14 protein-coding genes are annotated in these 14,973 nt (G+C 60.2%); 1 reads left to right on the top strand and 13 read right to left on the bottom strand.

The window, feature by feature from the left end; genetic code table 11:
- Window positions 1-823: 823 nt before the first annotated feature.
- The 3 genes from WH265_RS18285 to WH265_RS18275 all read right to left on the bottom strand — a co-directional run bounded on the left by WH265_RS18285 (window position 824) and on the right by WH265_RS18275 (window position 2,560).
- Window positions 824-1,180, bottom strand: coding sequence for a hypothetical protein (locus WH265_RS18285; RefSeq protein WP_339559201.1), 357 nt, complete (start codon window positions 1,178-1,180; stop codon window positions 824-826).
- A 149-nt stretch (window positions 1,181-1,329) separates the two neighbouring features.
- Entirely contained in the window at window positions 1,330-1,887 is a 558-nt protein-coding gene (locus WH265_RS18280) for a hypothetical protein (protein WP_148293317.1), read from the bottom strand.
- A 160-nt stretch (window positions 1,888-2,047) separates the two neighbouring features.
- Window positions 2,048-2,560, bottom strand: coding sequence for a hypothetical protein (locus WH265_RS18275; protein ID WP_339559200.1), 513 nt, complete (start codon window positions 2,558-2,560; stop codon window positions 2,048-2,050).
- A 438-nt stretch (window positions 2,561-2,998) separates the two neighbouring features.
- Between WH265_RS18275 and WH265_RS18270 the strand changes: the two genes are divergently transcribed.
- Window positions 2,999-3,280, top strand: coding sequence for a hypothetical protein (locus WH265_RS18270; protein ID WP_021028929.1), 282 nt, complete (start codon window positions 2,999-3,001; stop codon window positions 3,278-3,280).
- Window positions 3,281-3,728: 448 nt separating this feature from the next.
- Here WH265_RS18270 and WH265_RS18265 read toward each other — a convergent pair whose 3' ends face one another.
- From WH265_RS18265 to benC, 10 genes are all read right to left on the bottom strand, one after another.
- Window positions 3,729-5,945 carry an IPTL-CTERM sorting domain-containing protein gene (locus WH265_RS18265; protein ID WP_339559199.1) on the bottom strand — a complete coding sequence of 739 codons (2,217 nt, stop codon included), beginning with the start codon at window positions 5,943-5,945 and terminating at the stop codon, window positions 3,729-3,731.
- Between the two features lie 415 nt (window positions 5,946-6,360).
- On the bottom strand, window positions 6,361-6,990 hold the full coding sequence (locus WH265_RS18260) for a hypothetical protein (RefSeq protein WP_339559198.1): 630 nt from the start codon (window positions 6,988-6,990) through the stop codon (window positions 6,361-6,363).
- Between the two features lie 115 nt (window positions 6,991-7,105).
- A complete protein-coding gene (locus WH265_RS18255; RefSeq protein WP_339559197.1) occupies window positions 7,106-8,632 on the bottom strand; it encodes a dynamin family protein in 1,527 nt (508 codons plus the stop codon).
- On the bottom strand, window positions 8,629-9,900 hold the full coding sequence (locus WH265_RS18250; RefSeq protein ID WP_339559196.1) for a GTPase: 1,272 nt from the start codon (window positions 9,898-9,900) through the stop codon (window positions 8,629-8,631). The genes WH265_RS18255 and WH265_RS18250 overlap by 4 nt, the downstream gene beginning before the upstream one ends.
- Window positions 9,901-9,937: 37 nt before the next feature.
- Entirely contained in the window at window positions 9,938-10,918 is a 981-nt protein-coding gene (locus WH265_RS18245) for a tripartite tricarboxylate transporter substrate binding protein (protein ID WP_339559195.1), read from the bottom strand.
- Window positions 10,919-10,936: 18 nt separating this feature from the next.
- The gene (gene catC, locus WH265_RS18240) at window positions 10,937-11,215 is read right to left on the bottom strand and encodes a muconolactone Delta-isomerase (RefSeq protein WP_339537494.1); all 279 of its coding nucleotides are present in this window, start codon (window positions 11,213-11,215) and stop codon (window positions 10,937-10,939) included.
- 20 nt (window positions 11,216-11,235) lie between these two features.
- Complete coding sequence (locus WH265_RS18235) at window positions 11,236-12,585, bottom strand: MFS transporter (RefSeq protein ID WP_339559194.1); 1,350 nt, start codon at window positions 12,583-12,585, stop codon at window positions 11,236-11,238.
- A 30-nt stretch (window positions 12,586-12,615) separates the two neighbouring features.
- Window positions 12,616-13,032 carry a RidA family protein gene (locus WH265_RS18230; protein ID WP_339559193.1) on the bottom strand — a complete coding sequence of 139 codons (417 nt, stop codon included), beginning with the start codon at window positions 13,030-13,032 and terminating at the stop codon, window positions 12,616-12,618.
- A 98-nt stretch (window positions 13,033-13,130) separates the two neighbouring features.
- Complete coding sequence (benD, locus tag WH265_RS18225) at window positions 13,131-13,928, bottom strand: benzoate diol dehydrogenase BenD (RefSeq protein WP_339559192.1); 798 nt, start codon at window positions 13,926-13,928, stop codon at window positions 13,131-13,133.
- Window positions 13,925-14,962: a benzoate 1,2-dioxygenase electron transfer component BenC gene (gene benC / locus WH265_RS18220; RefSeq protein ID WP_339559191.1), complete on the bottom strand. Its 1,038-nt coding sequence runs from the start codon at window positions 14,960-14,962 to the stop codon at window positions 13,925-13,927. The genes benD and benC overlap by 4 nt, the downstream gene beginning before the upstream one ends.
- Window positions 14,963-14,973: the final 11 nt, after the last annotated feature.

Here is a 14,973-nt window from a genome sequence, read left to right as displayed (position 1 = left end):
AGGCACAACGGTCCCAGAGCAGACCAGTCTCTGCATCGCTGACCGCAGCATTGGTAGCACTATGGTCCGAGGTCGTCGGGTTGACCGTAAAGCACGGCGCGGCCATACCCCATGGCGCATGCCATGTCAGTACCGTGGCCAGCAAGGCCTGAACCCAGGTTGGTTTGAAATTTGTTGTCATGTTGTTTTCCAGGAAAGCCAATCTCCCCAGTAGCCAATGGCCTTGCATGGAGCATTGCATGCTTTCAAAAACAAAAAGAAAGATTACGGTTGTTCGCTTCGCACCAAGTGAGCCTGGGGGACAACATGGTGAGCGGCCTTGGCGATGGGGATGGCCGACTTGTTCCAGCTAGTGCGACGATTTGCGCCTATCAAACCGATTGCGAGTTGGTTTGTATGTCCCTCGAATGGGCGGCATTTACGCAAAAAATCCTAGTGGTTATGCTACTGAAGCAGTCGATTCTGCCAATCACGTAAATTAGTGAGAGGGATGCCTCTCTGGATTAGCAGCGCACTATCGAAAGTACTGGTGTCAATGCCGATGCAATCTTTTCCGAGGCGTTGCTGAGCTATCGCGTTGGCCACTACGCTTTCGTCAGTGCCTGTCGTTAACATGCATGATTGCTCACACGAGGGCAGCTTCAGGCTGGTTGCAGACCGTCGACTCTGCAAGTTCAATGTCTGACGGCGCCCAGAGTAGCCATAGCTGTGAAGCGCCTTTCCAGGTCCGCTGTACAACCGGAATCGGTCATCTAATTTGGACGCTAAGCGAGGAACAGCTTTTACGCAAGTTGAAGTGGTGCTATCAATCCTTTGCTGCCGGTCACCAATCCAATAGGTCATCGTCATCATCTGTGGCGATTTGGGCATCAAGTGCCTTTGCAATTGCAGAGATTTTTTGACGTCGTAAGTCGCTTGGGTTATCAAACTCCTCGACGTAACCTGTTCTGAGTTTTCCTCTTCTGAACTGAAGAAAAGGAACCCACTCCCCATCGAAGTAAATTTCAGAGTCTGCCTCTCCTACAGACATTTCTATGGTGGCGCCAGTAGTCGGATTGATTACTTTATAAGGCGCAGTTCGCATCTGTAACTGAGTATCGGCCTTAATGACGGAAAGCCATTCATTTAGCTCAATGGCAGGTTCATTACGCGGTCTTTCGACATACAGCGTGACACTCATAACTGAACCTTCCCCTAAATTCTCGGTATGAGATGAAACTATCAGCAACACCCTCGGTTCGCTACTTGCCGAATTGAGGCATCGTGCCAGCAGCTCCAATTGTCTGCGCATGAATGTTGCTGTTCGGCCCAAAGCGGAAGTTCGCCAATTTAGTCATCCCATTCGGCGAGGTCTTCTGTGCCACTGTATCCCAGGCTTATCAATTTGATATTTTTCTCTGTTTGATCGAATTGACTAGCGAAATGAGCGCTATACAAATTCAAGCCTTGGCTTGACGCTGTACCTAATAAATTTGGAGGACAGCTAAAAATTTTCAGCAAATCCTTCAACGCTTCGATGCTAGGGGCTGAGCCGTCCTCATAAAAAGAGAGGGGCTGAACATGTACCCACGGAAGCTTGCAGGTCGTAAGGAACTTGGTAAACGAATCTAACCATTCCACATCCAGATTGGGGACCGCTGCCTGAATCCACGCTTTTCTATTTTCTAGATTAGAAAGCGCCTCATTTCTTAAGGTCGCAAAATAGGCTCGATCTCCGTCTCGGATAGAAGTGAGGTCTATACGTGCATCCTGCGGCTGAAATAAGGCTAGCCAAACAATCGGGAGATGCCATTCAGACAACAGATATGGGGATCCGTTGCCATCTAGTTCCGCCCTGGCTGGACGCGTATCGCGCTCTAGAAAATAGAGTTCGCAGTCATCTGACATATTCGGCTTTCCGGGGTGAGTCCCCTCGACGGAAGGTTAAGAGCCGCTAACACGACCCAGCAAACCGAAGGTTTGCGATTGAGACTAGGCGTCGAGCCGCAGACAGTACAGTAGTACGGCAAGGTTTGGCAACGACGTATCAAGGGTTGTGTTAGCGACTCTAAGTCGAACCCTGTGCTGGGAAGCCATAGTGCGGCGGCTCCATAACTGGCATGTAGGGCCTAGAGGACGGATTCTTGATGGCTTTCTGAGCCAGTAGGCATTGCTCGTTAGTGAGGAATAAGCCACTAAGGTCGTTCCCTCCGTAGAGGGCATAAAACTTGTGCGATGACTGGCCTAGGTTTGCGTTCACGATCTGGAAGAACGCTACAGCTGCTCTTGCCCAGTCATCGTCTGAATCGAAAGTCGGCCCCCATATTTCGTAGCGATTGCCTGCTGCGATGACCGTGTACGAGCCCGCATCTGAACTAACCTCTTCGGTCACATCAAGTGGATTTGGTGAGTAGTGCTGCAACTGTTGGAGCAGGTCGTCATAGGCAGCTTTGATGCCTTGTTCTGCCAAGTTCTCAGCATCCAGATGAACCACTTTCTCGTAGTCGAGGGGGCCTTCAGGTGGAGCCTGCTCAGGTCCACTTCCGAAGATTTTTTTAAGGAGTGCTCGGATCTGCGCCATGTGGTTGATGAGGCCTAACTAGATTTGGAAGGTATGCAACAGGCATGCATAGTTCGCACTACTTTATGAGCTTGCTGTTCGATAGGCAAATTTGTAGTAGCCACTTTGAGACAGGCCTAAAAATTCTGATTTCACTCTCGGGTGCAAAGGTTCGAGTGTCCGCATATGGCTGTGGATTCAACCGAGCAAGTTCCGTCCGCAGATCACTCCTGGCTTGGTCGGTAGGATCTTTGCAAGAGTGTGAGACTGGCTGTATCAACCGTTCTCACTGATCTTGCAAATTTTCTCACTACATGCAAATTGAGAACCGACGCTCACACTGTCTACGCGTGTGGGCTGGTCGGTCGACCTGTGCGGGCAGCTGGCCGGCTTAGTCGCGTGCGAAGCTTGAGCATTCGAGGTTAGGATGACGGTTATCGGCCAGGAACGGACACTTCAATGAATAGCATGATGCAGCTGCCTGAGGGCGACGTCGGTGAATATCGATTAAGACTGGCTAGAGGCGAGCGTGTGACAGTGCTTCTGCGTGAACTGGCAGCAAAGTACGGAGTTAACCGCTCAATTCTTGGATTTTTTATAGCCGACTTAGTGACTGAGCAGGACTTGATGGCAGTCCAGCTTGTCTGGGTGTGGGATTTAAATCAAACTGGAAAAGGTTTGACCGACGAACAGTTGGAGGATGAACTACGCAGCTCCGGCGTCCGATTCGGGCCTCCCTAAGCACTCACCAGACAGCCGCTTTGGGTCGATAGCGCCTATTCATGCACAGCGATAGCGGACATCTAGTAGTCACTTGGATGGCCCTGATGGCCAGCGTCTGCTGCTACCCAGAAAGTGGTCACAGCTTCGGCTGGAACATTAGCGCACGGATGACCGCTATGCGGTGGTGAGCGAACCCGCGCGATGAGACCATGGGAGGCAGCGATCGCTGCGAAGGAGTCTTCGCCGGTCAGAACCGATACATAACATCGCCAAGCCCTTTTGTGCAGCTCGCACTCCCATGCTCGCGCCTCACAAACTAAGAAATTCAGTGCAAAATTTCAAAACAAGAAGCTAACGTTTAGCTCTCTATAAATGGCCCCAGTGGATACACAGCATCTGAGGATCCCGCCAGGCATTGCAGCTCGCGGCTATTGGCGTTTTTCCACACTCAACGGGGACATAGCCATCAATTTAGCCTTTTGCGACGAAAGCCAATGGCAGCTAGTCCCGCCATTGCAGCGGAAAGCAGCATCAGCGCTAACTGGCTCAGCGACGGGACCGGTGTTGGCTGTGTCACAACCGCAGCGGGCGTTACCGTGATGTCGTAAGACTGAGCTTGTGCGGCTGCATAGTTGGCGTTTCCGTTTTGTGTGGCGGTAATCGTGCAGGTGCCTTCTGCACCAAAGGTCACCGTGCCTGCGTCAAGCGTGCACACGTCGCCTGCGGCCTTTTGCATCAGGCGCTGCTGCTTGGTCACACCGCTTGCCGTAACGATCACAGGATTTGCTGACGCGCCCCCCTCTACAACGGGTGTGTAGCGCGCCCCCACTTGCACAGTCGAGGGCGGAAGCGGGTTAAAGCGAAGCGTCTGCATCGCTTGCTCCACAACCAAGACATGCGTCACGTCGGGCGCTGCTTGATAAGCGGCGTTGCCTGGTTGCGTTGCACGAATCGTGCAGCTTCCAACACCAGCGAATGTGATGGGGCCTGATGGCTGCTGGGCTACACAAGGCCCGGAATCGACCACAAAGCTCACGCTCAACCCCGAAGTGGCTGTAGCTTGCGGCTGATAGGTCGTACCAAATTGATGCGGCGCTGGTGGCGCAAAGTTGATGGTTTGAGGACCAGGTGCCGCAAGGGGCGTCACAGGTGGAGAAGATGTGGACTCTGGCCCCAGGCCATTGGCGTGCTTGGCACGCACGGTGAACGTGTAGTCCGTACCAGCGGTCAACCCGCTAACGGTGCATTGTGTCGATGGCGCGACTGCGGTACAGCCTGCACTCGCTGGATTGGAAGTCACTTCATAGCCGACCGGAGGATTGCCTCGATCATCGGAAGGTGCAGTCCAGCTTACGGCGATCTGCAGTTCACCCGCAGTGCCCGTTGGCGCACCTGCTGGATCGGTGAATCGAACTAACTGGGCGACCGTAGAGGGTTCGCCAGCTACAATCAGGCGCGCCATATACAGCCCTGCAGGCAGATCGGGCAACGGCGTCGACACGAACTGTGTCGTTGAATGAGAAGTAAAACCTATCTGGTAGATGAATTCATTCTCTACACGTTGTAGCTCCAGTCTCGGTATGTCGGTACCTGCAGCGCCCTTGAACCCAGTACCTGTAAGAGTCAGTACGCCCCCTCGCCGTTGCAAAAGCGGCAGGGGATCCAGCACGGCTGGAGTACTGACCGGCACAGGAGGCTGATAGCGATCTGTGTTCGCAAAAAAAGTCAAGCTGGGATTCGAGCTGAAACCACCCGTAATCAGCACCTCGCCACTTGGCAAAAGATTCGCTGTTCCATTTTCCCGCGCTTGAGTGACTGCATCTGAGTTGGACCAAGTGCCAGTTGCAGGGTCATAAACTTCCGCCACTGCCTGGGCATTGCGTGCCCCGTCTGAGCCGCCAGCAATCAATACTTTGCGGGACGGCAGTACGGTTGCATGCGCCATTGGAGAGCCCATCGTGCCGTTGCGCGGATAAATTAAAGAACCAGTGGCTGTCCAAGTATTGGCGACCGGGTCATAGAGTTCTGCATGATTGGTCACACCAGCGGATGTGAATCCCCCCGCCAGTAGCAGGCGCCCGTCAGGCAGTAGATTCATGCTTGCATAGTGGCGCGGCACCAGGGGCGGTGCGGCCAGTGACCACGTGCCTGCAACAGGATCGTAGATTTCTGCACCCAGGACTTCTCCAGCTCCTCCGAAACCCGACGCCACCAATACACGGCCGTCAGACATCAACACGGCGGCGTGGGCGTTTCTTCCCATTGCCATACTGCCAGTCATTGTCCACGTGCGAGTTCGAGGATCATATATTTCCGCCGAAGTCTCTCTTACACCACCACTGCTCACCCCACCGGCCAAAAGAACTTTGCCATTGGCCAGCAGTGTCATGGAAGGCATGCTGCGCGTAACACTCTGAACTCCCGCATCTGACCAAGAATTGGACTCTGGGTCGTACAGACGAGCCTGCCGACTACCGTCTGCGCGCACAAGCACTTGGCCTGTACCCAGTGTCACTGCCTCCATAACGTTGCCAGTAATGCCAATCGAGCCGATTGCGCTCCACGTATTGCCTGTCAGCCGCTCTGCTGTAGTAACGAATCCGGTGCGGTTAACTCCTCCGAACACCGCAAAGGTGCCATCATCGAGCAACGCGCCTGCATGCTGCGCACGCTCGGTCAACATGGGGGCGCTTGGTACCCAGGCAGCTACAGCCGCATGACTAAACGCCATAGACACTGCGGTTAAACAAGCGCCTGTCGCGAACGTTGAAAGCTTTGTACTCAACATTGTCCCCTCAAGTAGACCGTGACACTTGGGGATACTTGTACCCCTGCTTTTAACATTTTATACACACGTAGAAACATATATATGGCGCAAAGGTGCCAGGCCAGCTGTCTGCTGCCAGCCTCATAGCTTCCGCTCGAGCCTCGCATGCGAGCGGCAGCAATCGCTGCACAGCAGACCTTAACCACCAATAGTCGTATGTGCCGCTGGTAGCCAAGAGAGGGCGGCCCCTTGCCGATCAAGACAACCAAGATGGATCCGGCAGCACTGACTCTTCATCCGGCCTAGTGGCCGGAGCCCGCTCTTTGCAACATCAATCAGCACGGAGCAAGCGAAGCATTTCTGCATCGGCCCCCTCGACTTTCAAGTACACAATATTGATGCTGAAGCGCTCTTTCAATGGCCGGAGTGCAGTCTCCAGGTCGCTAGTGTCATCGGTCACGACTTTCACGATGAAGCGATCAGCTGCCGGATCGTAATGGCCGCTGCGTATGGATACCAGCAGTTTTTCGTCCTTGCCCAGTGTCTCGCCAATGGTCTGGTTGATCTGCGCTGCCTCGGCCTTGTTGAGCTGGCTGTTGACCAGCTTTACCACTGCATATTGCGGCTGGGAGTCGATGTACTTTTGGTCTTGGGGGCGGAGGTTCTTGACATAGACCTTGAGCGTCGGGTAGCCCGCCCGGGTACTGTCCATCTCGGATTGCATATGGCGGTCTGAGAAGTAAGCCTCCAGCTCTTTGTTGAGTTGGGCGATAACGGCAGATGCCTGGATGTGTTGGTTGACAGTCCCCGGGCTCAGATCCTTGTTGCCGTTTTGGAGAAGGTTCTGCTTGACGGCTTCATAAAGAGGGCTGCCGGGCGGGAAAGTCGAGACCGCTTGCGCATAGGCCATACCGCTGAGAAATACCACCAGCGAACACCCAACCATACGGCTCTTGCGCATCGTCCACCCCTTGAAAAACATGGGCATGTTTTTGCCCGAAGCCCGAATGGGATATCAAGTGATGACTCTAGATGGCTGGTTAGGAGATATCTGGGATATGGGGGCCTATTTGTACTCAGGCCCGCAATGCGGTGCCTACCACCTGCAAATCCTGCGCGCTCTGCCGCCAATGCGCCTGCATCTTCTCGGTTTGCTGCAGCATGGGCTCCAGCGCATGGCTGCAAGCATCCACCGCAGCAGCAAACGCTGCCTCCATCTGCACGCGCACAGCATTTTGCAAAGCCGCGAATAGCGCATCAGGTCCAGCAATACCCGCTGGCAGCACCACAGCAGCGGCTTCCGTTGGCAGCGCAGACAACACATACCCAGCCAGATGCCCACGCAGCTGCTCGCTGATCTCTCCCTCCACCAGCGCAGAAACCTCCGCAGACAGCATAGGTAACCGGTCCGCATACAGCTCCAGCAACCCAGGCAAAGCTGGGATGGCCTGGCGCCACGCAGCGCGCAGCATGGCAGCCTTGCTTTGCTGCAGCCGCTCTAGCTCCTGGGCCAAGGCCCGTTGCAGGTCTTGCAGCTTGGGCAGCAACTCGGCGTCGAAGGCGCCTTGCACGTTTTCTTCCAGGTGGTGCAGCAGCACTTCTGCCGGCTTGCGCTGTTTATAGGCCTGGGCGGGGGCCAGTACCTCGGTGATGGCGGTGTAGAGGCGCAGCAGGCCGGCGTCGGCCAGCGCGTCGGGGCCTGGCTGGCTGCGTGCGGCGTGGACGGAGATGGAGACGGGGCGCTTCAGTACCGACACATCAATGCCCAGCTGGCGCAGCTTGCCCTGGGCGCGTGCCTGCACGTCGGCCTCTTGCAGCGCGCGGTTGCCTGGGGTTTTGTTGCGCAGGCATTTTTGGATCTCGCCATCGACCTCGTCTTCTTCGATCAGGTCGCTGCGGGTGATGACCGGCAGCAGCGGCTTGTTGCGGCGCAGTTCGCGGGCGAGTTCGTCCAGCTCTTGCACCTGGCCGGGCGAGGTGGAGCTGCTGAGCCAGAGCAGGCCGTCGGCGCTTTCGGTAAAGCGCTGGGTGAGGGCGGCATTCTCGGGCGTGACGGAGTGCAGGCCGGGGGTGTCCAGCAGCACCAGGCCAGTGCCCAGGCACAGGCCTTGCAGCCGGGCTGTTGTTTCGGTGGCGCCTTCGCGCAGCGGCTCGTCGCTTTCCACCACGGCCCCATTTGTCAGGTGAAAAAAGCGCAGGGGCTGGCCCTGCGCGGCAAAGCGCTCGGCCAGAAAGTTGCACAGCGAGCTTTTGCCGGCATTGAACTTGCCAAATACCAGCAGGATCACGCGCTGCTCAAAGTCCTGGGCCAGGCTGCGTGCGGGCTGCAGCGCAGACCATTGCTGCGCCCAGCGCACCTGCAGATCCTGGCATTGCTGGTGCAGGGCCTGGGCTTGCTGGGCCAGCGGGTGGCTGGGCTGCAGGCCGGGTGTTGGTGCCAGGGCGCTGCCCAGGCCTTGTTGCAGCTGGGTTTGCCAGGCTTGCAACTGTTGCAGTTGGGAATGCAGTTGCGCCAGCCCGGCCTGATGGTTGGCAGTGGTGGGCCCGGCGGCGCTGCCGCCCGCATGGGCCAGAAACTGCTGTTCGCCGGCCATGGCATTCATGCGCGGGTCTCCAGTGTTTCGAGGGCGCTAAAGGCGGCCAGGGCCTGGGCGCTGGCCTGTACCTGGGCTTCTTGGTGGCCAATGCGCTGCACCAGGGCCTGGCGGTCGGCGGACAGCTCAAAGTAGCGGGTAAAGGCCTGGGCCAGGGCGCCGCGCCCGGCGGACTCGCAAAACAGGCGGCGCAGGTCCTGGCGGTATTTCACGGAGACGCCCATGACGGCGACCATCACGCTGTCCAGACTCTTGACCTGGGTCTGCTGCTCCAGCGGCAGCTCCACCACGCCATGCTTGGTCAAGATGGCGCTGATGCTGATGCAGGCCTTGGAATAGGCGACCTGCAGGCGGTTGCGCTCCAGCTTGCCGGGCGTCATCTTGAACTGGTTGGCAAAGCTGTCGGGCGTGAGCGAATGGTCCGGCCCGGGCACATCGAGCACGGCCTGGATGTCCTGGCCGGTCTTGTCTTGCACGGCGGCCAGGTCGCTCGCAAAGTGCTGGCCTTGCTCTGCTTGCAGCTGGCGCAGCTGGGCCAGGCCTTGTTGGCGCTCGGCATGCAGGGCCTGGAGCTGGCTGCGAATCTCTTGCAGCAGCAGCGCTTTCTCATGGCTGCGCGCCTGGGGCACCTGGGCGAGGGCTTGCTTGAGGGACTGCTGCAGCGCCGGGATGCCGCTTTTTTCCAGCAGCAGTTTTTTGGCGCCATCCACGCCCTGGCGGTAGCGGGTGGACGAGACGGCCAGCCACATCTGGCCAGTGGCCTGCGCAGCGATGGCACCGTTCACCTGCTGCTGGGCGGCGTCGTCGGCCAGTTGGTCGATCTGGGTGAGCACACACAGCGTTTGGCGCCGGGTGCGCTCGGCATCGGCGTGCAGCGCCTGCAGCAGGCTGCGCTCGCGGGCATCGAGCTCGCCTTCCTTGGCGGCATGCACAAACAGGCGGATGTCGGACTCCAGCCAGGTGGCGCGGTGCGCGTGGTCGTCATCGGCCTGGTCCACATCGGCATCCAGCCCCGGCGCATCCAGCCAGCGCACCTGCGCATGCACATGGCCGGACAGGGCCACGGTCTCGCGCCGGTCGGCCACGGCAAAGGTGGGGCTGCCGATCAGCTCATTGAGCAGGCGGCTTTTGCCGTGGTTGTACTTGCCCACCACGGTGACGACGGGCTGCAGGCCGCGCTCGGCCAGCACGCGCAGGCGCGCCAGATCCTGCCGGCGCTGGGGCAGCACGGCGCCAATGGCCTGCTCGGCGTGGCTGCGGGTGTCGTTGAGGTTCATGGGGTTGGCCCTTGTTATCCGTTGCCAGGCTGCGGCATCAATCCAGGCGGATGCCGCGTTCTTTGATCAGCTTGCCCCAGCGCGCCAGCTCCTGCTGCAGGTGGGTAGCCAGCGCCTGGGGCGTGCTGCCAATGGGCTCGGCACCCACGCTTTCGAGCTTTTTGAGGGTATCGGGCTGCTGCATCGCGCCGTTGAGCACCTGGTTGAGCCGGGCCACCACGGCGGGCGGCGTGCCGGCTGGCGCAAACACCGCAAACCAGGGCGATACCTCGTAACCGGGCAGGCCGGCTTCGGCGATCGTGGGCACACCGGGCAATGCCGAGGAGCGCTTGGCAGTCGTCACGCCCAGCGCGCGCAGTTTGCCCGACTGGATATGGGGCCGCGCCGAGGTGATGCTGTCAAACATCAGATCGACCTGGCCGCCCAGCATGTCGGTAATGGCCGGGCCGCTGCCCTTGTAGGGCACATGCATCAGCTCCACGCCGGCGGTGGAGGCAAACACCTCACCGGCCAGGTGGATGGAGGTGCCGTTGCCAGCGGACGCGTAGCTGAGCTTGCCCGGGTTGCGGCGCGCATGGGCCAGCACATCCTGCACCGATTGGTCGGGGCTGCGCGCGGCATTGACCACCAGCACATTGGGCACCACCGCCAGCAGGCTGATGGGCGCAAAGTCCTTGACCGGGTCGTAGGCGAGCTTGGCGTACAGCGCCGGGTTGGTGGCCATGCCAATCGAGGTGATCATGATGGTGTAACCGTCGGCAGGCTGCTTGGCGACATAGTCGGCGCCAATATTGCCGCCGGCGCCGGGCCGGTTCTCGATCACAAAGGGCTGGCCCAGCTCGCGTGCGGCAAGGTCGCCCAAGGTGCGGGCAATCACATCCATCGCGCCGCCCGGTGGAAAGGGCACCACCCATTTGATGGGCTTGGCCGGCCAGGCGGCATCGGGTTGCGCCATGGCGGCACCTGGCAGCGCCAGGGCCGCCAGCAGCAGGGCCAGGGTTCGCCGTTGCATCGTCATCTGCATCTGCCTGTCTGCTTATCGGATGGAAGAGGGGTGCTTGGCCAGTGGCGTCACTGTGATCTGCATATAGGGGAACAGCGGCAGCTGGCTCAGCGTGTTGTGCAGCTCGTCATGGCTGGCCACATCGAAGACGCTGTAGTTGGCGTATTCGCCCACCACACGCCACAGGTGCGGCCATTGTCCCGATTCCTGCAGCTGCTGCGAATAGGCTTTTTCCGCAGCCTTGATGCGCGCGGCCTCTTCGGCAGGCAGGCTGGCGGGGATGTTGACGACCATATGGACAAGATAGAGCATGGGTTTTTCCTTGAAAGGGATCAGACGGCGGGGCGAACGGCAGCCACGGAGACGCTGGGCGCCTCTTGCTTGCCACGGTAGTAAAGGATGAAGAAGCCGATGGCGAGCGCCGCCACCAGGCCGGGCACGGCAAATACCAGGAAGTTCATCTGCAGCGGCAGCGCTGAGGCCATCAGCCAGCCGCCCAGCAGCGGGCCCACAATGGCGCCGGTGCGCCCCACGCCCGAGGCCCAGCCCAGCCCGGTGGAGCGGATGGCCTGCGGATAGTACTGCGCGGTGTTGGCATACAGCAGGATCTGCGTGCCGATGGTGGTGGCGCCGGCAATGGCGATCAGCAGGTAGAGCACCGGCATGGGGCTGTTGAAGCCCAGCAGCGCGATGGCGACGGTGCCCAGCGCAAAGAAGGCCAGCACCACCTTGGGCAGGCTGAAGCGGTCACCCAGCCAGCCGCCGGCAATGGCGCCGACGACGCCGCCAAAGTTCAGCATCAGCAGGAACGACAGGCTCGATCCCAGGCTGTAGCCGGCCGTGGCCATCAGCTTGGGCAGCCAGGAGCCCAGCGCATACACCATCAGCAGGCAGCAGAAGAAGGACAGCCAGATCATGAAGGTGCCCATGGCGCGGCCCTTCAGGAACAGATCGAGCATGGGTACGCCGGCGCCCTTGGCCTCGGTCTGCAGCAGCTGCACATCGCTGCCCATGGCCACATCGGGCGCTACCTGCGACAGCATCTGCCGCGCCTTGGCCTGCTGGCCCTGGCGCAGCAAAAAGCCCACCGACTCGGGCAGCTTCCACAAGATCAGCGGCAGCAGCACCAGTGGCAGGGCTGCGGCAAAGAACATGGACTGCCAGCCAAAGCGCGGCAGCATGTAGATGCCCAGGCCCGCGCAGAGCACGCCGCCCAGCGAGTAGCCGCTGAACATCAGCGCCACCAGGGTGCTGCGGGCGCGCTTGGGGGCGTACTCGTTGATAAGGGCCACGGCATTGGGCATCAGGCCGCCGCAGCCCAGGCCTGCGATAAAGCGGAAGATGCCAAACTCGGTCGGCGAGGTGGCAAAGCCGCTCATGAAGGTGGAGATGCTGAACAGCACAAAGCTGATGGCTACGCCCTTTTTGCGGCCGATGCGGTCGGCCAGCGGGCCAAAGATGAAGGCGCCGAACATCATGCCGAACAGGGCATAGCTGCCCAAGGCGCCGGCCTGCACGGGCGAGAGGCTCCACTCCTTCATCAGCACGGGCAGCACGGCGCCGTAGATGAACAGGTCATAGCCATCAAACACCAGCAGCAAGCCGCATAGCAGGGTGACCATCCAGTGGAAGCGCGTAAAGCGGGCGTTGTCTATGACCTGGTTGACGTCCAAGGTTTTCATCTCTGTCTCCTTTTATAGGGGCTGGGTTGTTCAGCCCGGTTTGGCTTCATGGGCCGGTATCACTGCAATGGCCTTGATCTCCACGATGTAGCCGGGCGCGCCGCCCAGCATGTGTGCGCCCACCGCCGTCCAGGCGGGAAGCGGATGGCTTTGCAAAAAGCGGTTGCGCACCTGCATGAACAAGGGCAGGTCGCGCATATCGGTGTGAAAGCTGGTCAGATCGACCACATCGGCCAGGCTGGCGCCTGCGGCCTCCAGCACCAACTGCAGGTTGGCAAAGGCCTGCGTGATCTGGGCTTCGCGGTCTTCGACCAGTTGCAGGTCGGGTGTGCGGCCGATCTGACCGGATACATAGACGGTGTTACCGACCCGGATGGCCGGGGCGTAGCCGATCTGCTCGTACACCGCCTCCATGCCGGGCGGAACAATGGCTTGGCGATCAGTCATGGTGTCTCCTGGGCCCGCGCATTGCTGCAGCTTTGCAGTGCTGCGCGGGCACGGTTTTTCTTTTTTAGAGTGGGTAGGGCGGTTGGCGGCGGGTGCGCTCAGCCGTTGTCGCCACCGGCTACGGGTAGCACCGCACCGGTGATGTAGGCCGCCTCGTCGGAGGCCAGAAACAGGATTGGGCCGACCTGGTCATCCAAGCTGCCGTAGCGCTTGAAGTAGTTCGACTCGGTCACCTGCTGCACGGCCTCGCGCATCCAGCTCTGCTCCTGCGGGCTGTCGCCCGCGGCATTGCGTGGCACACGCCTGGGCGGCGCATGGGTGCCGCCAGGGGCCGAGGCGACGACGCGGATGTTCTGCGGCGCGTATTCCATCGCCAGCGATTGCGTCAGGGCATTGACGCCACCCTTGGCGGCCGAGTACGGCACCCGGCGAATGCCGCGCGTGGCGTTGGACGACACATTGACGATGGTGCCGCCGCCGCGTGCCAGCAAATGCGGTAGCACGGCATGGCAGGCATAGAGGGTGGGCATCAGCGAGCGGCGGATTTCCGCATCGATCTGCGCGGGCTCGAACTCGGCAAAAGGGCGCATACGGATCGCGCCACCCACGCCGTTGATGAGGATGTCGATGCCGCCAAATAGCTGCGCCGCCCGGGCCATGGCGGCCTGCGCGCCTTCGTAGGTTTCCAGGTCAGCCACCAGGCCAGCTGCGTTGGCGCTGCCCGCCTCGGCTGCCACGTCGGCAATAAAGTCGGCCCGGTCGACCAACAGCACCTGGGCGCCTTCGGCCACAGCGCGCAGCGCCACGCCCCGGCCAATGCCCTGGGCCGCGCCGGTCACCACCATCACCTTGCCGGCAAAGCGCTGGGTGCTTGCGGCTTGCAGGGGCGCGTTCATGCCAGGGCCTCCGCCACGGCGGCTACCGGCTGGGTGGGCGTGAACTTTTCGTAATGGAAGTTGGCGGGCACTATGCCTTCGGCCTTGAAGTGCTTTTGCACCGCATCCACCATGGGCGGCGGGCCGCAGAGGTAGACATCGACATTGCCGCCATGCAGCGCCTGGGCGGGCAGGTGGTGGGTGACATAGCCCTGGCGCTCATGCCCGGTTTGCGGATCGGCCACGCAAGTGCTGAAGGTGAAGCCCGGGATCTGCAGCGCATAGGCCTGCAGGCGCTCGACCAGCACCAGGTCCGCGTCGCGGGTGACGCCATAGACCATATGGATGGGCTGGGTTGCGCCGTTGCGGGCCAGCACCTCCAGCATCGATAGGAAGGGCGCCAGGCCCGTGCCGCCCGCCAAGAATAGCAGCGGCCGCGTGACTGCGCGCAGGTAAAAACTGCCCAGCGGCCCGGTCATCTGCAGCGGCTCGCCCTGGCTGGCGCCCTGGAGCCAGCTGCTCATCAGGCCCCCGGGCACCTGCTTGATCAGGAAGGTCATGCGGCCATCGCCAGGCGCGGAGCTGAACGAGTAGGAGCGGTGCTGGCTGCTGCCCGGCACGCCGATATTGACGTACTGCCCGGGCAAAAATGCCGGTGCGGCCTCTGCCACATCCAGCACCAGCTCATAGGCGGCATCGCCAAAGGGCTGCACGGCGCTCACCGTGGCGCTGAACTGGCTGGTTCCGGTCTTGCAGGCGGTCGACGGCACGGGCACGGCGATCACGCAGTCGGACTGCGGCACCATCTGGCAGGTCAGCACCAGGCCCTGGCCGGCTTCGTCCTCGGTCAGCGCGTCGTCGATGTAGTCGTCGCCCAGGTCGTAGGTGCCGCTTTCGGCCTTGCACTTGCAGGTGCCGCAGACGCCGTCCGAGCAGTCCATCGGCAGGTTGATGCGGTGGCGGAAGGCGGCATCCAGCACTTTTTCGTGAGCGCCGCAGTCCACAAAGCGGGTGACGCCGTCCTCAAAGTTCAGGGCAATGCGATAGCTGTTCATGGTGGTCTCCT

This window comes from Comamonas sp. MYb396, from assembly GCF_037479555.1.
In the GTDB taxonomy this organism is placed as follows: Bacteria; Pseudomonadota; Gammaproteobacteria; order Burkholderiales; family Burkholderiaceae_C; genus Comamonas.
Note: the sequence above shows the minus strand (reverse complement) of the source record. Positions and strands in the feature narration are given on the sequence as shown.